General features: G+C 74.5%; 21 protein-coding genes, 2 tRNA genes and 4 pseudogenes. 21 read left to right on the forward strand and 6 right to left on the reverse strand.

The annotated features are described in order from the left end of the window. Positions 1–78 precede the first annotated feature (78 nt). On the reverse strand, positions 79–1,461 hold the full coding sequence (locus FKM96_RS15710; RefSeq protein WP_147796025.1) for a PTS transporter subunit EIIC: 1,383 nt from the start codon (positions 1,459–1,461) through the stop codon (positions 79–81). 255 nt (positions 1,462–1,716) lie between these two features. Here FKM96_RS15710 and FKM96_RS15715 point away from each other — a divergent pair, with 255 nt between their 5' ends. The 5 genes from FKM96_RS15715 (at position 1,717) to FKM96_RS15735 (ending at position 4,302) form a co-directional block, all read left to right on the forward strand. Beyond that, positions 1,717–2,538 carry a GntR family transcriptional regulator gene (locus tag FKM96_RS15715; protein WP_246855018.1) on the forward strand — a complete coding sequence of 274 codons (822 nt, stop codon included), beginning with the start codon at positions 1,717–1,719 and terminating at the stop codon, positions 2,536–2,538. Beyond that, complete coding sequence (locus FKM96_RS15720; RefSeq protein WP_147796027.1) at positions 2,535–2,780, forward strand: glucose PTS transporter subunit EIIB; 246 nt, start codon at positions 2,535–2,537, stop codon at positions 2,778–2,780. Before FKM96_RS15715 ends, FKM96_RS15720 begins: the two co-directional genes overlap by 4 nt. An 82-nt stretch (positions 2,781–2,862) precedes the next feature. Next, entirely contained in the window at positions 2,863–3,093 is a 231-nt protein-coding gene (locus FKM96_RS15725) for a PTS transporter subunit EIIB (protein WP_147796028.1), read from the forward strand. Next, positions 3,093–3,557, forward strand: a complete 465-nt coding sequence (locus FKM96_RS15730) for a PTS glucose transporter subunit IIA (protein ID WP_147796029.1) — start codon at positions 3,093–3,095, stop codon at positions 3,555–3,557. Before FKM96_RS15725 ends, FKM96_RS15730 begins: the two co-directional genes overlap by 1 nt. Before the next feature lie 82 nt (positions 3,558–3,639). After that, complete coding sequence (locus tag FKM96_RS15735; RefSeq protein ID WP_147796030.1) at positions 3,640–4,302, forward strand: pyridoxal 5'-phosphate synthase; 663 nt, start codon at positions 3,640–3,642, stop codon at positions 4,300–4,302. Positions 4,303–4,308: 6 nt separating this feature from the next. Here the strand turns inward: FKM96_RS15735 and FKM96_RS15740 are convergent, their stop codons facing one another. Next, positions 4,309–5,364: a heparan-alpha-glucosaminide N-acetyltransferase domain-containing protein gene (locus FKM96_RS15740; RefSeq protein ID WP_147796031.1), complete on the reverse strand. Its 1,056-nt coding sequence runs from the start codon at positions 5,362–5,364 to the stop codon at positions 4,309–4,311. Between the two features lie 135 nt (positions 5,365–5,499). Between FKM96_RS15740 and FKM96_RS15745 the strand changes: the two genes are divergently transcribed. From FKM96_RS15745 to FKM96_RS15770, 6 genes are all read left to right on the forward strand, one after another. Next, complete coding sequence (locus tag FKM96_RS15745; protein WP_147796032.1) at positions 5,500–6,321, forward strand: methyltransferase domain-containing protein; 822 nt, start codon at positions 5,500–5,502, stop codon at positions 6,319–6,321. A gap of 14 nt (positions 6,322–6,335) precedes the next feature. Next, a complete protein-coding gene (locus tag FKM96_RS15750) occupies positions 6,336–7,118 on the forward strand; it encodes a fumarylacetoacetate hydrolase family protein (protein ID WP_147796033.1) in 783 nt (260 codons plus the stop codon). A gap of 57 nt (positions 7,119–7,175) precedes the next feature. Next, positions 7,176–8,681 (forward strand): glutamate--tRNA ligase, encoded by a 1,506-nt coding sequence (gene gltX, locus FKM96_RS15755; protein ID WP_147796034.1) that lies wholly within the window; start codon positions 7,176–7,178, stop codon positions 8,679–8,681. Then, the gene (locus tag FKM96_RS15760; protein ID WP_147796035.1) at positions 8,678–9,421 is read left to right on the forward strand and encodes an HAD family hydrolase; all 744 of its coding nucleotides are present in this window, start codon (positions 8,678–8,680) and stop codon (positions 9,419–9,421) included. The genes gltX and FKM96_RS15760 overlap by 4 nt, the downstream gene beginning before the upstream one ends. 186 nt (positions 9,422–9,607) lie before the next feature. Further along, a tRNA-Gln gene (locus FKM96_RS15765) sits at positions 9,608–9,679 on the forward strand. 102 nt (positions 9,680–9,781) lie between these two features. Beyond that, positions 9,782–9,854, forward strand: a tRNA-Glu gene (locus FKM96_RS15770). Between the two features lie 243 nt (positions 9,855–10,097). Here the strand turns inward: FKM96_RS15770 and FKM96_RS15775 are convergent. Further along, on the reverse strand, positions 10,098–10,817 hold the full coding sequence (locus tag FKM96_RS15775) for an IclR family transcriptional regulator (protein WP_147796036.1): 720 nt from the start codon (positions 10,815–10,817) through the stop codon (positions 10,098–10,100). Between the two features lie 97 nt (positions 10,818–10,914). Here FKM96_RS15775 and leuC point away from each other — a divergent pair. From leuC to FKM96_RS21125, 10 genes and pseudogenes are all read left to right on the forward strand, one after another. Beyond that, positions 10,915–12,367: pseudogene (leuC, locus tag FKM96_RS15780) on the forward strand (3-isopropylmalate dehydratase large subunit). 52 nt (positions 12,368–12,419) lie between these two features. After that, entirely contained in the window at positions 12,420–13,085 is a 666-nt protein-coding gene (leuD, locus tag FKM96_RS15785; protein WP_147796038.1) for a 3-isopropylmalate dehydratase small subunit, read from the forward strand. Positions 13,086–13,240: 155 nt separating this feature from the next. Then, positions 13,241–14,557 carry a UDP-N-acetylglucosamine 1-carboxyvinyltransferase gene (murA, locus tag FKM96_RS15790; RefSeq protein ID WP_147796039.1) on the forward strand — a complete coding sequence of 439 codons (1,317 nt, stop codon included), beginning with the start codon at positions 13,241–13,243 and terminating at the stop codon, positions 14,555–14,557. A 192-nt stretch (positions 14,558–14,749) separates the two neighbouring features. Further along, positions 14,750–16,099 carry an ABC transporter substrate-binding protein gene (locus FKM96_RS15795; protein ID WP_246855019.1) on the forward strand — a complete coding sequence of 450 codons (1,350 nt, stop codon included), beginning with the start codon at positions 14,750–14,752 and terminating at the stop codon, positions 16,097–16,099. A gap of 311 nt (positions 16,100–16,410) precedes the next feature. Beyond that, a pseudogene (locus FKM96_RS21685) lies at positions 16,411–16,938 on the forward strand (carbohydrate ABC transporter permease); the annotation flags it as partial. A gap of 442 nt (positions 16,939–17,380) precedes the next feature. Continuing rightward, positions 17,381–17,950: a carbohydrate ABC transporter permease gene (locus tag FKM96_RS20785; RefSeq protein WP_168216821.1), complete on the forward strand. Its 570-nt coding sequence runs from the start codon at positions 17,381–17,383 to the stop codon at positions 17,948–17,950. A gap of 203 nt (positions 17,951–18,153) precedes the next feature. Further along, positions 18,154–18,567 (forward strand): annotated as a pseudogene (locus FKM96_RS21855) (family 43 glycosylhydrolase); the annotation flags it as partial. Positions 18,568–18,658: 91 nt separating this feature from the next. Further along, positions 18,659–19,018, forward strand: coding sequence for a family 43 glycosylhydrolase (locus FKM96_RS21860; RefSeq protein ID WP_256375924.1), 360 nt, complete (start codon positions 18,659–18,661; stop codon positions 19,016–19,018). Positions 19,019–19,083: 65 nt separating this feature from the next. Next, positions 19,084–19,731, forward strand: a pseudogene (locus FKM96_RS22315) (LacI family DNA-binding transcriptional regulator); the annotation flags it as partial. Positions 19,732–19,795: 64 nt separating this feature from the next. Further along, positions 19,796–20,005, forward strand: a complete 210-nt coding sequence (locus tag FKM96_RS21125) for a substrate-binding domain-containing protein (RefSeq protein WP_210417462.1) — start codon at positions 19,796–19,798, stop codon at positions 20,003–20,005. Between the two features lie 239 nt (positions 20,006–20,244). On the opposite strand, the gene FKM96_RS15815 is transcribed toward FKM96_RS21125, so the two are convergent. From FKM96_RS15815 to FKM96_RS15820, 3 genes are read right to left on the reverse strand one after another with little or no spacing between them, the layout of a single operon-like run. Further along, a complete protein-coding gene (locus FKM96_RS15815) occupies positions 20,245–21,039 on the reverse strand; it encodes an ANTAR domain-containing protein (RefSeq protein ID WP_147796040.1) in 795 nt (264 codons plus the stop codon). Between the two features lie 3 nt (positions 21,040–21,042). Further along, the gene (locus tag FKM96_RS20790) at positions 21,043–21,219 is read right to left on the reverse strand and encodes a hypothetical protein (RefSeq protein ID WP_168217001.1); all 177 of its coding nucleotides are present in this window, start codon (positions 21,217–21,219) and stop codon (positions 21,043–21,045) included. Positions 21,220–21,244: 25 nt separating this feature from the next. After that, complete coding sequence (locus FKM96_RS15820) at positions 21,245–21,508, reverse strand: STAS domain-containing protein (RefSeq protein ID WP_168217002.1); 264 nt, start codon at positions 21,506–21,508, stop codon at positions 21,245–21,247. Positions 21,509–21,640: the final 132 nt, after the last annotated feature.

Consider the following 21,640-nt stretch of genomic DNA (forward strand, 5'->3'; position numbering starts at 1 on the left):
CGAGTGGAGCGTTCTGCCGAGACACGCCGCGCGTGTCGGGCAGGACGCTCCACTCGTCTCCGCCTCGAGGCGCCGGCGTCAGGCCGGGGACTCGCCCGAGGTGCTGTCGCCCGGACGCCGGCCCGGGTCGTCCGCGCGGGACTCGACCCTGGCGGCCGGGACCGACGCCGTCGCCGGGACCTCGGCCGGGGCGGTGTCCGCGGCACGGGCGGCCTCGTCGCCCGCGCCCTCCGCGACGGGGTCGTCCTCCCGGCCCGGCGTCTTGAAGTTGAACTTCAGGATCATGAACCGGAACAGGAAGTAGTAGATGACCGCGTAGACCAGGCCGATCACGATGAGCAGCAGCGGCTGCTCGGCGATCCGGAAGTTCAGCAGGTAGTCGATCGCGCCCGCGGAGAACCCGAACCCGCTGCGGATGTCGAGCGCGTTGACCAGCGCGAGCGAGGTGCCGGTCAGCACGGCGTGGATCGCGTACAGCGGGTAGGCCACGTAGACGAACGCGAACTCGAGCGGCTCGGTGACGCCGGTGACGAACGCGACCAGCGCGGCCGAGCCCATGATGCCGGCGATGACCTTGCGGTTCTTCTTCTTCGCGGTGTGCACGATCGCCAGGGCGGCGGCGGGCAGCGCGAACATCATGATCGGGAAGAAGCCGGTCATGAAGGTGCCGGCGGTCGGGTCGCCGTGCAGGAACCGGGCGATGTCGCCGTTCCACACCTGGCCGTCGGCCTCGTAGGAGCCGAACTGGAACCACGGCAGCGAGTTCAGCAGGTGGTGCAGGCCGAAGGGCAGCAGCAGCCGGTTCAGGGTGCCGAAGACGAAGCCGCCGATGATGGTCGAGCCGGTGACCCACTCGCCGACCGCGGTGAAGCCCGCGTCGAACGCCGGGTAGATGAGGGACGCGACGACGGCGATGAGGACCGCGGCGCCCGCCGTGACGATCGGGACGAACCGGCGGCCGCCGAAGAACGCCAGGTACGGGGGCAGCTTGATCCGGTAGAACCGCTGGTAGAGCAGCGCGGCGGTCAGGCCGATGACGATGCCGCCGAGCACGCCGTAGTTGATCAGCTCCTGCGTCTCGCCCTCGGCCGCCTCGCCGAGGATGTAGGGCGACAGGGCGTCCGTGACGCCCTTGAACACGAGGTAGCCCACGAGCGCCGCGAGGCCCGTCGACCCGTCGGCCTTCCGGGCGTACCCGATGGCGACGCCGAGCGCGAACAGCAGCGGCAGGTTGCCGAGCAGGGCGTTGCCGGCCGCGGCGAGCACGTCGGCCACCGGCAGCAGCCAGTCGGCGCGGGCGCCGAGGCCGTCGGCGCCGAGCATGTCCGCCTGGCCGAGCCGCAGGAGGAGCGCGGCGGCGGGCAGGGAGGCGATCGGGAGCATGAGGGATCGACCCACGCGCTGCAGCTGCGCGAGTCCGGGGATGCCCCGCTTGGGGGTATCGACCGTGGTGGCGGTCATGGTCACTCCTCGTGGGTTCGGGTCGCGGGCGCCGCCGGTGCGGGGTGCGCGCGGGTCGGGGGGAGGTGTGGGCACGCGGTGCGCTTCGGTGCGGGACGTGCGTGGTCGCCGTCGAGCCGGCAAGTTGTCTGGACCAGTTGCGGTCAGAGTGGTCTAGACCGGAGTATGTGTCAAGGACCACATGACCGCCCGCGGAGCGCCCGGACGGGCACCCGGTGGTGCGGACGACGGCGACCGAGGTGGGAGGGTGAGCGCGTGCACGCGAAGCAGTCCGCCGCCCCCGGCGCCCACAAGTACCAGGCGGTCCGCGCCTACCTGGTCGGCCTGGTCGAGCGCGAGCTGCACGTCGGCGACGCGATCCCGTCCGAGCGGGCGCTGTGCGAGCGGTTCGGCGTCTCCCGGATGACCGTGCGCCAGGCCGTCGACGCGCTCGTCGGCGAGGGCGTGCTGGTGCGCGAGCAGGGGCGCGGCACGTTCGTCGCGCCGCAGCGCATGGACTTCGAGATGCGGCTGACGACCTTCGGCGAGGAGATGCGCCGGCGCGGGATGCGGCCCGAGACCCGGGTGCTCGGCATGGGCACCGTGCCCGCCTCCGCGGAGGCCGCGGACGCGCTCGGCACCGAGCCGGGCGCCCCGCTGCACCACCTGCGCCGCGTCCGGTACGCCGACGGGTCCCCGATGAGCATCGAGCAGCACTGGGTGTCGGTCGGCCTGGTGCCCGGGCTGCTCGCCGACGGCCCGCCGCCGAGCATGCACGACGCCCTGCGCGCCGTCGGCCTCGACCCGTCGTGGGGCGAGGAGACGCTGACCGCCGCGGAGGCGACCGACGAGGAGGCCGCGCTGCTCGACCTGCGCGCGACGCGCGCGGTGCTGCGCGCGACCCGGCGGACGTTCAGCGCCGACACCCCCGCGATGTACTCGAACGCCTGCTACCGCGGGGACCGGTACAGCGTGTGGGTGCCGCTCAGCGCGCCGGCACCGGCGCTGGTGCCGCGGCTGCGCGAGCGGGACGAGGACGAGCGGCGCGACCAGCGGGAGGCCGTGGGCGCGGCCCTGGACGACGGGAGGACCGGATGAGCGCGCGGGGCACCGGCCAGGCCGAGGCGATCCTCGCCGGCCTGGGCGGGGTGGGGAACATCGACGAGATCGAGCCGTGCACGACGCGGCTGCGGTCGCTCGTGAAGGAGCCGTCCCGGGTGGACGCCGCCGCCCTGCGCGCCGCCGGCGCGTTCGGCGTGATGGTGTCCGGCCGGGTGGTGCAGGTCGTGATCGGCCCGAGCGTCGACACCCTCGCCTCCGACCTGGAGGACCTCATGTGACAGCCGCGGCCCGCGCGGGGCCGCCGCACGCCAGCACCGACCCGCCGCACCGCACCGGCGGGAAGCACGAAGGAGAAGAATCATGAGCAAGGCAGAGCAGATCCTCGCCGGACTCGGCGGCGACGCGAACATCGTCGACCTCGAGCCCTGCATCACCCGGCTGCGCGTCGAGGTCGAGGACCCGTCGAAGGTGACCGAGTCCGTCCTCAAGGCGGCCGGGGCGATCGCCGTGATGCAGTCCGGCACGGTCGTGCAGGTCATCGTCGGGCCCGAGGCGGACACGCTGGCCTCGGACATCGAGGACCTGCGCTGATGGCGCTGACCGTCCTCGCGCCGGTCGCCGGGGTGGTGCACGCGCTCGCGGACGTGGACGACCCGGTGTTCGCCCAGGAGATCGTCGGCCCGGGTCTGGCCGTGCAGCCGGACGCGGAGTCCGGCGCCGGCCGCTCGGTCGTCGCCCCGGTGGCCGGCACCGTCGCCAAGCTGCACCCGCACGCGTTCGTGCTGCTCGCCGAGGGCGGCCGCGGCGTGCTGGTGCACCTCGGCATCAACACCGTCCAGCTCGGCGGCGAGGGCTTCACGCTGCACGTCGCCGAGGGCGACGCCGTCGAGCAGGGCCAGCTCCTGGTCGAGTGGGACCCGGCGGCGGTCGAGGCCGGCGGGCGGTCGGCGATCTGCCCCGTCGTCGGGCTCGAGGCGCAGCCGGACTCGCTCACCCGGATCGCGGAGCCGGGCAGCCGCGTCGCGGCGGGCGACCCGCTGCTGCAGCTGGGCTGAGCCCCCGTCGCCGGCCGGGACCCGCGAAGGTCCCGGCCGGTGTCCCGGACGCGGCGCGAGCCCCGGCCGGATACTGAACGGCATGCTGCCCCGCCCGAGCACCCGCGACCTGCTGCGGTCGCTGCCCGCGCTCACCGGCGACCTGCCCGAGGTCGACCCGTACGCGCTGCCGGCGGACCCGGTCGACGCGTTCCAGGACTGGTTCGCCGCCGCCGTCGCCGCCGGCGTGCCCGAGCCGCACGCGCTCTGCCTGTCGACGGTCGGGCCCGACGGGGCACCGCACGCGCGCGTCGTGCTGCTCGCCGACGTCGCGGACGGGGCGTGGGTGTTCGCGAGCGACGCGCGGGCCGGCAAGGCTCAGGACCTCGCGGCCGAGCCGCGGGCGGCGCTGACGTTCTACTGGCAGCCGCTGGGCCGGCAGGTGCGGGTCGTCGGGCGGGCCCGGGCGCTGGATGCCGCGACCTGCGCGGCCGACTTCCTGCGCCGGTCGCCGAGCTCGCGCGCCGCGGCGCTCGCGTCCCGGCCGGGGGAGCGGCTGCTGTCCGCCGAGGAGCTGCACGCCGCCGTGCAGCAGGCCCGCGCCCGGGTCGACCGGGAGCCCGGGCTGGTGCTGCCGACCTGGCAGCTGTGGGCGGTCGAGCCGGACGAGGTCGAGCTGTGGCAGGGCGACTCGGACCGGGCGCACGTGCGGGTCCGGTACACCCGGGCCGAGGACCGGTGGGACCGGCACCTCGACTGGCCCTGAGCGGCCTCAGTCCCGAGCCGCGGGCACCGCGTCGCGCGGGGGCAGCACGTCCGGCGACACGTCGGCCGCCCGGGCCGCCAGCGTGTGCAGCAGCCGCTCCAGCGGGCCCCGACCCAGCGCCGCGCGCCACACCCAGCACGCCAGCACCGTCACGACCAGGAACGCGATCCAGGTGCCGGCCTCGGGCTCCCACACCACCGACTCCCCGAGCAGGGCGATCACCACGAGCTGCCCGGTGTAGGCGGTGAGCGCGAGCGCGCCGGTCGCGGCCAGCGGCGCCACCAGGGCGGGGACCGCGTCGGCCACGATCAGGCACAGGGCCAGCACCGCGAGGCCGACGCCGGTGTTCGCGGCCACCTCCAGGCCCGACGACGAGTGCGGTTCGGTGGTGACGAGCGCGACCAGGGTCGGGTCGCCGGCGAGCGTCCGGGTCAGCAGCGCGGACGCCGCGTGCGCGACGACCGCCAGCGCCACCCCGGCGCCGAGCAGCCGGAGTCGCACGCCGCGGTCCCGCAGGTCCATCCGCCCGACGGCGAGGCCCACCAGCACGTACGCGAACCACACGACCGCCGGGTAGAAGTCGCCGACCAGCAGGTCCGTGAACTCCCGGCCCGGGAGCCGCAGGAGCACCGGCTGGAGCGCGAGGTGCAGCAGCGGCCCGAACGCGGCGACGGCCACCGCCCCGCCGAGCAGCCGCCGCGGCGGCACGCCCAGCAGCGGCGTCGCGCACGCGAACAGCACCGCGTACGTCGGCAGGATCACGGCGATCGGCGTGCCGAGCAGGATCACCGCCACCCCGATCCCGAGCACGGCGAACGCGCGGACCAGGATCTTCGCGCGGGCCTGCACCCGCCGGACGCCGGTCACGGGCGCGGAGCCGCCGGAGATCAGCGCGACGGAGATCCCGGACAGCAGCACGAACAGCGCGGCCGACCGGCCGTCGACGACCTGCGCGAGCGACCAGGGCCACGGGTCGTCCGGCCCGCCGGGGCCGACGTGCGCGGTGAGCATGCCCAGCACCGCCAGGCCGCGGGCGACGTCCACCCCGGTGATCCGCTGCATGGCGCCACGCTAGCCGGGCGGCCGTCCGGGCGCGGGTGCCCCCGCCCACGTGACGTCGGCCGCATCGTCTCGCGGGTCGGGACGCGACGTACCGGGTACTGGAATGCCCGTCCCTGACCGGGCTACCGTCGGACTGTGACCGACACGCACCAGGCCGACATCTACACCCACGGCCACCACGACAGCGTGCTGCGCTCCCACCGGTGGCGCACCGCGGAGAACTCGGCGGCCTACCTGCTGCCGGCCCTGCAGCCCGGCCAGTCCCTGCTCGACGTGGGCTGCGGCCCCGGCACCGTGACCGTCGACCTCGCGTCGCGGGTCGCGCCCGGTGCCGTCGTCGGCCTCGACCGCTCGGAGAAGGTGCTCGAGCTCGCCCGCGAGGAGGCCGCGAAGGCCGGCGCGGAGAACGTGACCTTCCAGGTCGGCGACGCCTACGCGCTGCCGTTCCCGGACGCGTCGTTCGACGTCGTGCACGCGCACCAGGTGCTGCAGCACCTCACCGACCCGGTCGCCGCCCTGCGCGAGCTGCGCCGCGTGACCCGGCCCGGCGGCGTCGTCGCCGTGCGGGACGCGGACTACGCCGGCATGACCTGGTTCCCCGCGTCGCCTGTGCTCGACGAGTGGTCCGCGCTCTACCACGAGGTCACCCAGGCCAACGGCGCCGAGGCCGACGCCGGCCGCCGGCTGCACTTCTGGGCGCTCGCGGCCGGGTTCGACCCGGACGGCCTCGTCGCCACGGCCGGGGTGTGGAGCTACGCGTCGGACGAGGACCGCACCTGGTGGGCCGAGCTGTGGGCCGAGCGCTGCGTCGTGTCGGACTTCGCCCGGCAGGCCGTCGAGCACGGGCTCGCCGACGAGGTGGGGCTCGAGCAGCTCGCCGCCGGCTGGCGCGAGTGGGGCACCCACCCGGACGGCTGGTTCGCGGTGCTGCACGGCGAGGTGCTGGCGCGCGTCTGACCTAGGCTGGGGCCGTGCGCATCGCCAGGTTCACCAACGGAGACGACCCCCGCTACGCCCTCGTGGAGGGGGAGCCGGGTCAGGAGCAGCTCGTCGTCATCAGCGGCGACCCGATCTACACCCCGGTGCAGCCCACCGGCGAGCGGATCCCGCTCGGCGACGGCGTCCGGCTGCTCGCCCCGGTGATCCCGCGGTCCAAGATCATCGGCGTCGGCCGGAACTACGTCGACCACGCCGCCGAGATGGGCAACGAGGTGCCGGCGTCGCCGCTGCTGTTCCTCAAGCCCAACACCGCCGTCGTCGGCCCGGACGACCCGATCGTGCTGCCCGACTGGACCGAGGAGGTCTCGTACGAGGCCGAGCTCGCCGTCGTCATCGGCAAGGTCACCAAGGACGTCGCCCCCGAGCACGCGCTCAGCAAGGTGTTCGGCTACACCGTCGCCAACGACGTCACCGCCCGCGACGCCCAGCGGTCCGACTCGCAGTGGACCCGGGCCAAGGGCTTCGACTCGTCCTGCCCGATCGGCCCGTGGGTCGTGCCGGGGCTCGATGTCGAGGACCTGGCCGTGCGGTCCCGGGTCAACGGCGAGGCCAAGCAGGACGGCCGGACGTCGCAGATGGTGTTCGACGTCGCCTACCTGATCTCGTACATCTCCGAGGTGTTCACGCTGCTGCCGGGCGACATCATCCTCACCGGCACCCCGGCGGGCGTCGGCCTGCTGGCCGAGCGGGACGTCGTCGAGGTCGAGGTCGAGGAGATCGGCACCCTGCGCAACCCGGTGCTGCGCCGCTCCTGAGGTCGTGGGGCCGGAGCGCGGCGGGGGAGGCCCGCCGCGCTCGCTAGGGTGGAGCGCGTGAGTGCTGCTGCCCCCGCGACGCCGGTGCGCGTCCGCTTCTGCCCGTCCCCGACCGGTACGCCGCACGTCGGCCTGATCCGCACCGCCCTGTTCAACTGGGCGTACGCGCGGCACGTCGGCGGCACGTTCGTGTTCCGGATCGAGGACACCGACCCGGCGCGCGACTCCGAGGAGTCCTACCAGCAGCTGCTCGACGCGCTGCGCTGGCTCGGCCTGGACTGGGACGAGGGCGTCGAGGTCGGCGGGCCGCACGAGCCCTACCGGCAGTCGCAGCGGATGGACCTGTACGCCGACGTCGCGCGCCGGCTGGTCGAGGGCGGCCACGCCTACGAGTCGTTCACGACGCCGGAGGAGGTCGAGGCCCGGCACCGCGCCGCCGGCCGCGACCCGAAGCTCGGCTACGACGGCTACGACCGCGACCTCACGGACGAGCAGAAGGCCGCGTACCGCGCGGAGGGCCGCGAGCCCGTGCTGCGCCTGCGCATGCCCGACGAGGACGTCACGTTCACCGACCTGGTCCGCGGCGAGGTCACGTTCAAGGCCGGCTCCGTCCCGGACTTCGTGATCGTCCGCGGCAACGGGCACCCGCTCTACACGCTGGTGAACCCGGTCGACGACGCGCTCATGGGCATCACGCACGTGCTCCGCGGCGAGGACCTGCTGTCGTCCACGCCGCGCCAGGTCGTGCTCTACCGGGCGCTGCTCGAGATCGGCGTCGCCACCGTGATGCCGGCGTTCGGCCACCTGCCGTACGTCATGGGCGAGGGCAATAAGAAGCTCTCCAAGCGCGACCCCGAGTCGAACCTGTTCCTGCACCGGGAGCGCGGCTTCACGCCCGAGGGCCTGCTGAACTACCTGTCGCTGCTCGGCTGGTCGATCGGGCCGGACCGGGACATCTTCTCGGTCGCCGAGCTGGTCGAGGCGTTCGACGTCGCCGACGTGAACCCGAACCCGGCGCGGTTCGACCTCAAGAAGGCCGAGGCCATCAACGCCGAGCACGTCCGGCTGCTCGACGCGGACGACTTCCGGGACCGCCTGGTGCCGTACCTGCACCGCGCCGGCCTGGTGCCCGCCGACTCCTACGCCGACCTGTCCCCGGAGCACCGCGCGCTGCTCGACGCCGGGGCGCCGCTGATCCAGACCCGCGTCACCCTGCTCGGCGAGGCCGTCGGGATGCTCGGCTTCCTGTTCACGGCCGACGACGCGCTCGTGGTCGAGGACGACGCCCGCGGCGCGCTGAAGGACACCACCGCCCAGGTGCTCGACGCGGCCACGGAGGCGCTGTCGGCCCTGCCCGAGGACGGGTTCACCACCGACGCCGTCCAGGAGGCCCTGCAGGCGGCGCTGGTCGACGGGCTCGGCATCAAGCCGCGGTTCGCGTTCACGCCGCTGCGCGTGGCCGTGTCCGGCCGCCGGGTGTCGCCGCCGCTGTTCGAGTCGCTGGAGATCCTGGGCCGGGCCTCGACGCTCGCCCGGATCGCCGCGCTGCGCGCGTCGCTGTGACGGCCGCGGGGGAGCGCGCCGTCGACGGCGTCCTGTTCGACGTCGACGACACGCTGGTCGACACGCACGGGGCGTTCGCCGCGGCCCTGGCGGCCGTCTCGCGGGAGTGGCTGCCGGGGCTGGACCCCGCGCGGGACACCGAGGTGCTCGACCACTGGCGCGCGGACGCCCACGGCCGGTACCGCGGGTACACCCTCGGCGAGGTGTCGTACCGCGAGCAGCGGATGGGCCGGGCGAACGACCTGCACGCGGCGTTCGGCGGGCCCGTGCTCGACGACGCGGCCTACGACCGGTGGAACACGCTGTTCGAGGACCGGTTCACCGGCTCGTGGGCCGCGCACGACGACGCCGCCGGCGTGGTGCGCCGGCTGCTCGACGCCGGGATCAGGGTCGGCGCCCTGACCAACGCCGCGACCGAGTACCAGGTGCGCAAGCTCACCCGCGCGGGCCTGGCCGACGACGTGCCGCTGCTGGTCGGCGTCGACACCCTCGGGTTCGGCAAGCCCGACCCGCGGGTGTTCGCCGAGGCCTGCCGCCGGCTGGGGACCTCCCCGGGGCGGACGGCCTACGTCGGCGACGAGCTCGATGTCGACGCGCGCGCCGCGGCGGCGGCCGGGCTGCGCGGCGTGTGGCTCGCGCGGCCGCAGCTCGGGGCCAAGCACGCGAACGACACCGAGGCGCTGCCGACGGACGTGGTGATCACCACGCTCGCTGAGCTGCCGGGGGTCCTGGGGCTCTGACCGGACCCGCTCGCGACGCCGTGTGACGCGCGTCGCGAGCGGCCGGTTTGGAGCAGGCCCGTTCCTCCGGTAATGTTCTCGGTCGGCACGGCGTCCAGAACGCCGGTCCTCCAACCCGCTCCATCAGGCGCCCCGTGCGCCGGTCGGCGCTGGGTGCGGGGCCGGAGGAATGGCCGGAAGTGCCATTGGGGTATGGTGTAATTGGCAGCACGAGTGATTCTGGTTCACTTAGTCTAGGTTCGAGTCCTGGTACCCCAGCAAGGTTTCGCAGAACGGCCCTGAAAGGCCGATTTGAAGAGGCCGAGCAGGATGCAGTACAGTAAGTCCCGGTCAAGCCGCTCCGGTGGTGAGATCAACTAGGCCCCCATCGTCTAGTGGCCTAGGACGCCGCCCTCTCACGGCGGTAACAGGGGTTCGAATCCCCTTGGGGGTACATCAGGAAAGGCCGGTCGCCAGCAGGCGGCCGGCCTTTCTGCTGTCCGGGGCGCAGGCGGGGCGCGGCGGGTGTGCGGCGCGAGGTCGTCGCTTCCGGCCACCCGAGGGGTGGCGCAACCGCCGACCTCGGGCGCAACCGCCGACCTCGGCGCACGTGCTGACCTCGGGCCGGTGCGGCAGACGGGACGCCGCGAGGCCGCCACCCCCCGAGGGGAGTGGCGGCCTCGCTCAGCGGGTCGGGTCACTCCGCCGTGCGGCGCAGGACCTCCGTCAGGCGGTTCGCCGCCGACACGACCGCGGCGGCGTGCAGCCGCCCCGGCTGGCGGGACAGCCGCTCCACGGGGCCCGAGATCGAGACCGCCGCGACGACGCGCCCCGACTGCCCGCGCACCGGCGCGGACACCGACGCCACGCCGACCTCGCGCTCGGACACCGACTGCGCCCAGCCGCGGCGGCGGACGCCGGACAGGATCGTCGCGGTGAACTTGGCGCCCTGCAGGCCGCGGTGCAGCCGGTCCGGCTCCTCCCAGGCGAGCAGGATCTGCGCCGCGGAGCCCGCGCCCATGGTCAGCGTGGCGCCCACGGGGATGGAGTCGCGCAGGCCGATCGGCCGCTCGGCGGCGGCGACGCAGATGCGCTGGTCGCCCTGGCGGCGGTAGAGCTGGGCGCTCTCGCCGGTGTGGTCGCGCAGCGCCGCGAGGACGGGGCCGGCGGCGGCGAGCAGCCGGTCCTCGCCGGCCGCGCTCGCCAGCTCGGTCAGCCGCGGACCGAGGACGAACCGGCCCTGCATGTCGCGCCCCACCAGGCGGTGGTGCTCGAGCGCGACGGCCAGCCGGTGGGCCGTCGGGCGGGCAAGATGGGTGGCGTTGACCAGCTGCGCGAGGGTGGCGGGTCCGGCCTCGAGGGCGTTGAGGACCGAGGCGGCCTTGTCCAGCACGCCGACTCCGCTAGAGTTGTCCATAGGTCGATATTGCCGTCTCGCACACTGAGACGCAAGTCGGCACCACGAAGACCCCGGTCGGCCCCCCACCGACCGACGGAGGAGAGGACGCCCGAACATGGCCGGCACACTGGCCGGAGAAGGTGTGGGAGAACCACATCGTGCGGCGCGGCGCCGACGGCGCGCCCGATCTGCTCTACATCGACCTGCACCTCGTGCACGAGGTCACCAGCCCCCAGGCGTTCGAGGGGCTCCGGCTCGCCGGCCGTCCCGTCCGCCGCCCGGACCTCACGCTCGCCACCGAGGACCACAACACCCCGACGCTCGACATCGACCTGCCGATCGCCGACGCGACGTCGCGCACGCAGATCGACACGCTGCGGAACAACGCGAAGGAGTTCGGCATCCGGCTGCACTCCCTCGGCGACGCGGACCAGGGCATCGTGCACCAGGTCGGCCCGCAGCTCGGCCTGACGATGCCGGGTCTGACGGTCGTCTGCGGCGACTCGCACACGTCCACGCACGGCGCGTTCGGCGCGCTGGCGTTCGGCATCGGCACGTCCGAGGTCGAGCACGTGCTCGCCACGCAGACGCTGCCGCTCGCCCCGTTCAAGACGATGGCGATCACGGTCAACGGCGCCCTGCCGATCGGCGCGACGGCGAAGGACATCATCCTCGCCGTCATCGCGAAGATCGGCACCGGCGGCGGCCAGGGCTACGTCCTGGAGTACCGCGGCGAGGCCATCCGGTCCCTCTCGATGGAGGGCCGCATGACGATCTGCAACATGTCGATCGAGGCGGGCGCCCGCGCCGGCATGATCGCCCCGGACCGGACGACGTTCGACTACCTGAAGGGCCGCCCGCACGCCCCCGAGGGCGCGGACTGGGACGCCGCGGTCGCGTACTGGGAGACGCTGCGCAGCGACGACGACGCGACGTTCGACGCCGAGGTGGTCCTGGAGGCCGCGGACCTCGAGCCGTTCGTCACGTGGGGCACCAACCCCGGCCAGGGCCTGCCGCTGTCGGGCGCCGTGCCGGTGCCGGAGGAGATCGCCGACGCCAACGAGCGCGTCGCCGCCGAGCGGGCCATCGAGTACATGGGCCTGACCCCCGGCCAGCCGCTGCGCGAGATCGCGGTCGACACCGTGTTCATCGGCTCCTGCACCAACGGCCGCATCGAGGACCTGCGCGCGGCCGCCAAGCTCATGCAGGGCCAGAAGAAGGCCGACACGCTGCGCGTCCTCGTCGTCCCGTCGTCCGCCCGCGTGCGGCTGCAGGCCGAGGCCGAGGGCCTGGACAAGATCTTCCTCGACTTCGGGGCGGAGTGGCGCAACGCCGGCTGCTCGATGTGCCTGGGCATGAACCCGGACCAGCTCGCCCCGGGGGAGCGGTCGGCGTCGACGTCGAACCGCAACTTCGAGGGCCGGCAGGGCAAGGGCGGCCGCACGCACCTGGTGTCACCGCTGGTCGCCGCCGCCACGGCCATCCGCGGCACGCTGTCGTCCGTCTCCGACCTGGGCCCGGACGTGGCGGTCCCGGACGGCTCGCCGCTGGACCTCCAGCCGGCCTGAGCCGCCGCACCGCCGCCCCGAAGACCCTCTGACCGAGAGAGCGAGCACGCTCGTGGAGAAGTTCACCCAGCACACCGGCGTCGGCGTCCCGCTGCGCCGCAGCAACGTCGACACCGACCAGATCATCCCGGCCGTCTACCTCAAGCGCGTGACCCGCACGGGCTTCGAGGACGCGCTGTTCGCGGCCTGGCGGGGCGACCCGTCGTTCGTCCTCAACCAGGACGCCTACCGCACCGGCTCGGTCCTCGTGGCCGGCCCGGACTTCGGCACCGGCTCGTCCCGCGAGCACGCCGTGTGGGCGCTCAAGGACTACGGCTTCAAGGTCGTCCTGGCCTCGCGGTTCGCCGACATCTTCCGCGGCAACTCCGGCAAGCAGGGCCTGGTCGCGGCCCAGCTGGCGCAGGAGGACGTCGAGCTCATCTGGAAGGTCCTGGAGACCGCGCCCGGCACCGAGGTGACCGTCGACCTCGAGGCGAAGACCGTCACCTGCGACGACGTCGTGGTGCCGTTCCAGATCGACGACTACACCCGCTGGCGCCTCATGGAGGGCCTGGACGACATCGGCCTCACCCTGCAGCACGAGGACGAGATCACCGCGTTCGAGGCCACCCGCGACGCCTGGCGCCCGAGGACCCTGCCGGCCAAGCACCTGCCGCCGGTCGAGATCAAGGCCGCCCGCCCGGTCGAGCTCAGCCTGGGGAAGCGCCCCGGCCTCTGAGCCGTCCGCCGGCCCTCCCGGCACCTGGGACCCCGCCCGGGTCGCGCAGCATCCTGCGCGACCCGGGCGTCCCATATGTGGAGGTTTGGCGCGCGCTGTGCGGCCCGCGCGGCGCGGGTGCGTGGCCCGCCCCGCGCGTGCGCCACGATGGGGGGATGACCGATCTCCTCTACGTCCACGGCGGCACGCCCCTCTCGGGCGAGATCACCGTGCGGGGCGCCAAGAACTTCGTCTCCAAGGCGATGGTGGCGGCCCTGCTGGGCGAGACCCCGAGCGAGCTGCGCAACGTGCCGCAGATCCGCGACGTCGGCGTCGTCACCGGCCTGCTGGAGCTGCACGGCGTGCGGGTGTCCGCCGACGCCGAGGGCGGCGTCCTGCGGCTCGACCCGACCGACGTCGAGTCCGCGCACGTGGCCGACATCGACGCGCACGCGGGCTCCAGCCGCATCCCGATCCTGTTCTGCGGCCCGCTGCTGCACCGGCTCGGGGAGGCGTTCATCCCCGACCTGGGCGGCTGCCGGATCGGCGACCGGCCGATCAACTACCACCTGGACATCCTGCGGCAGTTCGGCGCCGTGGTGGACAAGCGCGAGAACGGCATCCACATCCGCGCGCCGCGCCGCCTCCAGGGCACGAAGATCACGCTGCCGTACCCGAGCGTCGGCGCGACCGAGCAGCTGCTGCTCACCGCGGTGCGCGCCGAGGGCATGACCGAGCTGACCAACGCGGCCATCGAGCCCGAGATCATGGACCTGATCAACGTCCTGCAGAAGATGGGCGCGATCATCTCCGTCGACACGGACCGGGTCATCCGGATCGAGGGCGTCGACCGGCTGGTGGGCTTCCAGCACACGGCCCTGGCGGACCGCATCGAGGCGGCCTCCTGGGCGTCGGCCGCGCTGGCGACCGGCGGCGACGTGTACGTCCGCGGCGCGACCCAGCCCGAGATGACGGCGTTCCTCAACACCTTCCGCAAGGTGGGCGGCGAGTTCGCGATCGACGACGAGGGCATCCGGTTCTTCCACCCGGGCGGCGACCTGAGGTCGATCGTGCTCGAGACCGACGTGCACCCGGGGTTCATGACCGACTGGCAGCAGCCGCTGGTGGTCGCGCTGACGCAGGCCAAGGGCCTGTCGATCGTGCACGAGACCGTGTACGAGAACCGGTTCGGCTTCACCGACGCCCTGCGCGGCATGGGCGCCACCATCCAGGTCTACAAGGAGTGCCTGGGCGGCCGGCCGTGCCGGTTCGGGCAGCGCAACTTCTCGCACTCCGCGGTCATCTCCGGACCGACGCCGCTCACCGCGGCCGACATCGAGGTCCCGGACCTGCGCGGCGGGTTCAGCCACCTCATCGCGGCGCTGACCGCCCAGGGCACGTCCGCCGTGCGCGGGATCAGCCTGATCGACCGGGGCTACGAGAACTTCACCGCGAAGCTCGAGGCGCTCGGCGCGAAGTTCGACCGCGACTGACGCCGCCGCGCCCGCGGCCCCACGACGCCCGCCCCGCCTCCCCGGCCGGGCGGGCGTCGTCGTCCCCGGGCGGGCGAAGTGGGGGTTTACAACGGAGGAACGGCTTCGCTAGACAGAGGCCACGGTTATCCGTTGTAACGGCCGGGTGGCGCTCAGCCGCCGCCCCCTGGCCCCGATGGCGAAGGAGCCACCGTGAGCCAGCCCGTCCCTGCCCCCGCGCGCCCGCGTCCGGGTGCACAGCCCCGACCCGCCGGCCTGTCCCGCCGCGGCTTCCTCGCCGGCCTGAGCGCCGTCGGCCTCGGCGCGACCGTCGCCGCCTGCTCGAGCGGCAGCCCGTCGCCGTCGGGCACCGCGCGCGGCGGGGTCGTCGACCTCACCTTCTGGAACGGCTTCACGGGCGGCGACGGGCCCGTGATGCAGGACCTCGTCGACCGGTTCAACGCGGAGCACGAGGGCGTCGCGGTGAAGATGACGACGATGGAGTGGGCCGACTTCCACGCCAAGCTGCCCGCCGCGCTCACCTCCGGGCAGGGCCCGCACATCGCGATCCAGCACCTCGACTCGCTGCCCACGTCCGCCGCCCGCGGGCTGCTGCTGCCGTTGGACGACCTCGCCGAGGACCTCGCGCTCACCGCGGACGACTTCATCCGGCCGGTGTGGGACGCCGGCATCTACGCGGGGGAGCGGTACGGCATCCCGCTGGACGTGCACCCGCTCGGGTTCTTCTGCAACACCGCGGTCATGGCCGACGCCGGCCTCGACCCCGCGGACCCGCCGATGGACCGCGCGTCGTACGAGGCGGCGCTCGATGCGCTCCTGGCGCACGGGGTGGCGGGGCACTGGATGAGCCCGCACACCTTCACGGGCGGGCAGACCCTGCAGTCGCTCATCTGGCAGTTCGGCGGCGACCTGCTCGACGCCGACGGCGCCACCGCCGCCTGGGCGCAGGACGAGGGCGTCGAGGCGCTGTCCTGGATGGTCGACGCCGTGCACCGCGGCTGGAGCGCCCGCGACGTGGGGCAGGACGCCGACATCATCGCCCTGCAGAACGGGCAGGCCGCGTTCAACTGGAACGGCATCTGGTCGATCAACACGCTCGACGAGATCAGCGGCCTCGAGTGGGACGTCCGGCGGCTGCCCCGGATCGGGAGCGTCGACGCCGCGTGGGCCGGGTCGCACAACTTCGTGCTGACCAAGCAGAAGGGCACGACGGACGACCAGCTCGAGGCCGCCCGCACGTTCGTGAACTGGGTGTCGCAGCAGTCCGCGGCGTGGGCCGTCGGCGGGCAGGTCCCGGCGCGGCGCTCGGCGCGGGAGTCGGCGGAGTTCCGGGCCCTCGCCCCGCAGGCGGCGATCGCCGAGCAGGCCGACGACCTGCGGTTCCCGCCGTCGATCCCCGGCATCGGCGACGCGATCGGCGAGCTCTACACCGCGCTGAACGAGGCGGTGCTCCTCGTGAAGGAGCCGCGCGAGGCGCTGGCGGACGCGGCGGCGCGCGCGGACCAGGTGCTGGCCGACAACCGCGACCGCTACGGCGCATGAGCGCCGCGCTCCCGCCGCCCCGGCGCCCGCTGCGCCGGGGCGCGTGGTGGACGCCCTGGGCGTTCCTGGCCCCGTTCGTGCTCGTGTTCGGCACGTTCGTCGCGCTGCCGGCGGTCCGCGGGATCTGGATGTCCCTGCACGACTGGGACTACCTCATGCCGAGCAAGCCGTTCGTGGGGCTCGGCAACTACGCGGACCTGTTCGACCCGACCAGCGTGGTGTTCCAGCGGTTCTGGGACGGCATGGCCGCGACGGGGGTCTTCGTGGTCGCGTCGGTGCCGTTCCTGCTCACGCTGCCGCTGCTGCTGGCGATGGCGCTCAACCGGAGGTTCCCGGGGCGGACGTTCCTGCGCGCCGTGGTGTTCCTGCCGTACGTGCTCGGGGTCGCCGTGGTCGGCGTCCTGTTCCGGTTCGTGCTCGACCCCAACCTCGGCGTCCTCAACCACCTGCTCGGGCTGACGCGCCTGGACCGGGTGCTGCACGCGCTCGGCGCCGGCGACCCGGTCCCGTGGCTGACCGCGCAGCCGTGGACCTGGGTGTCGCTGGTGGGGGTCACGGTCTGGTGGACCCTCGGGTTCAACACGATCATCTACCTGGCCGGGCTGCAGGACGTCCCGCGCGAGCTCTACGACGCCGCCGAGGTGGACGGGGCCTCCGCGGGCCAGCGGTTCCGGCACGTGACCCTCCCGGGCCTGCGGCCGGTGCTGGCGTTCGTGCTCACGATGACGTTCCTGGCGTCGGCGAACATGTTCGGGCAGGCCGACCTCATGACCAGCGGCGGACCCGGCACGTCGACCCGCACCGCGCTCATGGTCATCCTCGACACCGGCCTGGGCCAGTACAAGATGGGCTCGGCCGCCGCCATGGGGTACCTGCTGTCGATCGGGCTCGGGCTCGTGTCGATCGCGAACTTCTGGGCCCTGCGCGACCGGGACCGGCGCGGCGGTCGCCGGCGGGGTGGCCGCACCGGCCGCCCGCGGCGCCGGGAGCGCGTCGTGAGCGCGGGGCGCACGGGGCGCGCGCGCCGCGGGCTCGGCGCGGGCGCCGTCTGGGCGCTGGTGCTCGTGCTGGTCGCCACGTTCGTGGGTCCGCTGCTCTGGATGGGCCTCACGTCGGTCAAGTCCTACGGCGAGGCGACGGCGTCCCCGCCGACGCTCTGGCCGCACGAGGTGGACCTGTCCGCGTACGAGCAGCTGCTCAGCCTCGACGGGCCCTACCCGGTGCTGCGCTGGTTCCTCAACTCGCTGCTCGCGGGCGTCCTGCACACCCGCCCTCGTCCTGGTGGTCGCCTCGACGGCGGCGTTCGCGCTGGCGCGGATGCCGTTCCGGGGGCGCGGCCTGGTGTTCGGCGTCATCGTGTCGACGCTGTTCCTGCCGGCGTTCGTGTTCCTCATGCCGAACTACCTGATGATCGACCGGCTCGGCTGGACGGACTCGGTGTGGGCGCTCGTCGTCCCGGGCGCCGCGGGGGCGTTCGGGGTGTTCTTCCTCCGGCAGTTCATGGTGAACCTGCCGGTCGAGCTGGAGGAGGCCGCGGCGCTCGACGGCGCCAACCAGTGGGCCGTATTCCGGCGGGTGGTCCTGCCGAACACCCGGCCCGCGCTCGCGACGCTCGCCGTGCTCGCGTTCCTCGGGAACTGGAACGACTACATCTGGCCGGTCTACGTGCTGTTCAGCCCGGAACGGCTCACCCTGCCCGCGGGGCTCCGGCTGCTCCAGGGCGCCTACGTGACGGACTACCCGTCGATCATGGCCGGCGCGGTCGTCGCGTCGGTCCCGGTCATCGTCCTGTTCGTCCTGACGCAGCGGTTCGTCATCGAGGGCGTCGCGCGCAGCGGGCTGAAGGGGTGAGCGGCGTGCGACCAGGGCGATCCGGCACGACCCGGGTGGCGCCGGCGGGCGCGGCGGCGGTGGCGGCGCTGGTCGCCGCGGCGCTCGTGGCCGGCTGCGGCGGCGCCGGCACCCCCGACCCCGCGACCTCGACCGCGACCACCGAGGAGACCGACGTGGCCTTCACCAACCCCGTCTACGACGGCAACCTGCCCGACCCCTTCGTGCTGCGCGCCGAGGGTGCCTGGTACGCGTACGGCACCCAGGGACGGCTCGGCACGCTGCCGGTGCTGCGGTCGGACGACCTCGTCCGCTGGGAGGTGGTCGGCGACGGGATGCCGGTGCTCGCCCCGTGGTCCGGCGCGGGGCGGCACTGGGCGCCCGAGGTGGTCGAGCTCGGCGGGCGGTACGTCGCGTACTACACCGCGATGGAGCGCGAGACCCAGCAGCAGTGCGTGGGCGTCGCGTTCGCGGACCACCCGGCGGGTCCGTTCGTCGACGAGGCCGGGGCCCCGTTCGTCTGCGAGCACGCGGAGGGCGGGTCCATCGACGCCTCGCCGTTCGTCGACGTCGACGGCACGCCGTACCTGCTGTGGAAGAACGACGGCAACCACGTCGGCGTGCGGTCCTGGATCCGGGTCCAGGAGCTCAGCCCCGACGGCGCCGCCCTCGTCGGGGACGGACCCGTCGACCTGACTCACGCACGACCAGCCGTGGGAGGGGCACCTCGTGGAAGGCCCGACCGTGGTCGCCCGCGACGGCCGCTACCACCTGCTCTACTCGGCCAACGACTACGGGTCCGCGGACTACGGCGTCGGCTGGGCGGTCGCCGACGCGCTCATCGGGCCGTGGACCAAGCCGCGGGACGAGCCGCTCATGCGCTCGTCGCCCGAGGCGGCGGGACCCGGGCACGGGTGCGTCGTGACGGCCGACGACGGGGCGACCTGGTACGTGCACCACGCCTGGCCGCCGGACGCGGTGGGCTCGACCTTCCCGGGCCGGCAGATGTGGCTGACCCCGCTGGACTGGGACGGGGACGGCGTGCCCGTGCTGGACGGGCCCGCGGTCGCGGTGGGCCGGCACCCGTGACCGTGACGCTCCGGGACGTGGCCGCGCGCGCCGGGGTCTCGTTCAAGACCGTGTCGAACGTCGTGAACGGCCACCCGCACGTCAGCGAGGTGACCCGGGCGCGCGTCCTGGCCGCGATCGAGCTGCTCGGGTACCGGCCCAACCAGACCGCGCGCAGCCTGCGGCACGGCCGGTCGGGGATCCTCGCGCTGGCGGTGCCCGAGCTCACCTCGCCGTACTTCGCGGCGCTCGCGTCCGCGGCGGGTCGGGCGGCGAAGGAGCACGGCCGCGTCCTGGTCATCGAGGAGACGCGCGGCGACCTCGAGGGGGAGCGCGTCGCGCTGGTGGACCTCACCTCGCGGCTGGTCGACGGGGTGATCCTGTCGCCGCTGGTCACGCCGCGCGAGGCGGTGGTCCGGCGGATCGGGCGCACCCCGATCGTCATGCTCGGCGAGCACCGCTACGACGTGGGGGCCGACCACGTCGCGATGGACAGCGTCCGCGCCGCGCGCGAGCTCACCGAGCACCTGCTGGCCACGGGGCGGCGGCGGATCGCGGTGCTCGGCCGCCAGGAGCCGGGCAGCACGGGCGGCGAGCGGTGGCGCGGGCACGTCGAGGCGCTCGCCGCCACCGGCCTCGCGCCCGACGAGGCCCTCGTGCCCCGGGTGGGCGCCTACCGCCGCGACGACGGCGTCCGGGCGGTGCGCGAGCTGCTCGCCGCCGGGGTGCGACCCGACGCGGTGCTCTGCTTCAACGACCTGCTCGCGCTCGGCGCGTGGCACGCCCTGCGCGCCGGGCCTGTCGGTCCCGGGCGACGTCGCGGTCGCGGGGTTCGACGACGTCGAGGAGTCCCGGTACGTGGGCCTCACGTCCGTCGCGCCGGACCTCGGGCTGCTCGCCCGGGAGGCGGTCCGGCTGCTGGTGCGGCGGGTGGAGGACCCGGCCGTCGCGCCGGCGCAGGTCGTCGTCCCGTTCCGGCTGCGGGTCCGCGCGAGCACGGTGGGGTAGGGCGGCGCCGGCTCTCCCGGGTTGCGACCCGCGCGGATGCCCCTAGCGTGGGGCGCGGGTCCAGCGACGGCCCGGATCACGAGTCCGGGGCCGGGGACGCCCCGAGGCACCGGCCCGACGCCCGACGCGGCGGCACGGGTGGCGCCCCTCCGGACAGCGCCGCGGTCGGCGCGCCGCAGGGGGACGCGCCGACCGCGGCCTTCGTCCCGTCCGGCGGTGGCCGCAGCGGCCCCGGCGGGTCAGCGGCGCGGCCGCTCCTGGAAGTCGTGCGGGCTGTGCGGCTCCTGGCCGGAGACCGACGCGACGATCGCGGCGGCGAGGTCGCGCATCTTCTGGTTCCGGGTCTGCGAGGCCCGGCGGAGGATGTCGAACGCCTCCTCGGGCCCGCACCGGTTCTGGGCCATGACCACTCCGAGCGCCTGGTCGATGACGGCGCGGGCCGCCATCGCGCTGCGGAGGTCCTCGTTGGTGCGGCGCTGCTCCTGGGCGCGCGCCGCCACCGCGACCGCCCGGGCGGCGTCGTCCGCGAACCGGGCGACGTCCCCGAGGACGTCCTCGTCCCACTCGCCCGGCGGCTGCGGGTGGTACAGGTCGATCGCGAGGTCCACGTCGACCTCGGCGTGCCGGGCGGCCGGGAGCGCGGCCGTGGCGCAGAACCCCGCGGCGAGGGTGGCCTCGCGCCAGGCCGGCCACCGCGCGTCGTCGTGGACGTCGGGGACGGTGATCCGGCGCTGCTCGCGGGAGGCGTCGAGGCACGGCCCCTCGCCGGCCTCCTGCTCCGCACGGTCGCACGCCGCGGCGAGCGCGTCCGACGCCGCCGCCACGGCCGTCGTGCGCCCGAGCCGGACGGTGATCGCGGCCGAGCCCCCGGCGCGCCGGGCGGCGTGCCCGACGATGGCGTCGAGCAGGGAGTCGACGGGCACCGACGAGACCAGGAGCTCCTGGATCTCGTCGAGGGCCCCGGCACGCCACGCCCCCGACCCCGTGACCTGCACGGGGTCGTCGGGCGTGCCGGGCTGCGCCACGGCGCTCATCCCTCAGCGCCCGTCTGCGGGCGCAGCACCCTCCGGCGCGTCGTCGTCCGCGTCCTGGGCGCCCGTGTAGCCCGCCTCGGGTCCGTCGCCGTCGGAGCCCGGCGTGCTCTGCTCCGCCTGGTCGTCGGGGTCGCCGTCGGGGAGCAGGCCGTCGGGGCGCTCGTCCGGGTCCTGGGTCATGCGGGTCCTCCTCGTGCCGGGTCCCTCACATGCTCGTGCCGGCGACCTCCGCGCGCATCTCGGGGCGGCCGTCCCGGGGCGGGACCACCCGGAGCTGGACTCCGGCGTTCTCGGCGCGCCGCCGCAGCCGGGCGATGTGCAGCGCGGCCACCGGTCCCAGCCGCAGCAGGCCGGAGCCGTCGACGACGAGCGTCCCGCGCGGCGGGACGGCCTTCAGCGCCTCGCTCAGCCCGGCGACCAGCGTCGGGGCCGTGGCGGCGTCGACCTCGCCCTCGAGGTGCGCGACCACCGCGCGGCCCTCGGGAACGTGCCGGACCGTGAGCGACGCGGGGAGCGTGGGGCCGTCGCCGTGACCCGTCAGGTCGCGCGCCGTGCCGGGGCGCGACACCGAGGTCGGCGAGGGCCGCGTCCAGGACGTCGC

The organism is Cellulomonas sp. Y8 (assembly GCF_008033115.1).
Lineage (GTDB): Bacteria > Actinomycetota > Actinomycetes > Actinomycetales > Cellulomonadaceae > Cellulomonas.

What these genes read in the sequence shown, in the direction of transcription:
- FKM96_RS15710 (WP_147796025.1), bottom strand. Translation starts at nt 1,461, where the DNA reads ATGACCGCCACCACGGTCGATACCCCCAAGCGGGGCATCCCCGGACTC.
- FKM96_RS15720 (WP_147796027.1), top strand. Translation starts at nt 2,535, where the DNA reads ATGAGCGCGCGGGGCACCGGCCAGGCCGAGGCGATCCTCGCCGGCCTG.
- FKM96_RS15725 (WP_147796028.1), top strand. Translation starts at nt 2,863, where the DNA reads ATGAGCAAGGCAGAGCAGATCCTCGCCGGACTCGGCGGCGACGCGAAC.
- FKM96_RS15730 (WP_147796029.1), top strand. Translation starts at nt 3,093, where the DNA reads ATGGCGCTGACCGTCCTCGCGCCGGTCGCCGGGGTGGTGCACGCGCTC.
- FKM96_RS15735 (WP_147796030.1), top strand. Translation starts at nt 3,640, where the DNA reads ATGCTGCCCCGCCCGAGCACCCGCGACCTGCTGCGGTCGCTGCCCGCG.
- FKM96_RS15740 (WP_147796031.1), bottom strand. Translation starts at nt 5,364, where the DNA reads ATGCAGCGGATCACCGGGGTGGACGTCGCCCGCGGCCTGGCGGTGCTG.
- FKM96_RS15775 (WP_147796036.1), bottom strand. Translation starts at nt 10,817, where the DNA reads ATGGACAACTCTAGCGGAGTCGGCGTGCTGGACAAGGCCGCCTCGGTC.
- murA (WP_147796039.1), top strand. Translation starts at nt 13,241, where the DNA reads ATGACCGATCTCCTCTACGTCCACGGCGGCACGCCCCTCTCGGGCGAG.
- FKM96_RS15815 (WP_147796040.1), bottom strand. Translation starts at nt 21,039, where the DNA reads ATGAGCGCCGTGGCGCAGCCCGGCACGCCCGACGACCCCGTGCAGGTC.
- FKM96_RS20790 (WP_168217001.1), bottom strand. Translation starts at nt 21,219, where the DNA reads ATGACCCAGGACCCGGACGAGCGCCCCGACGGCCTGCTCCCCGACGGC.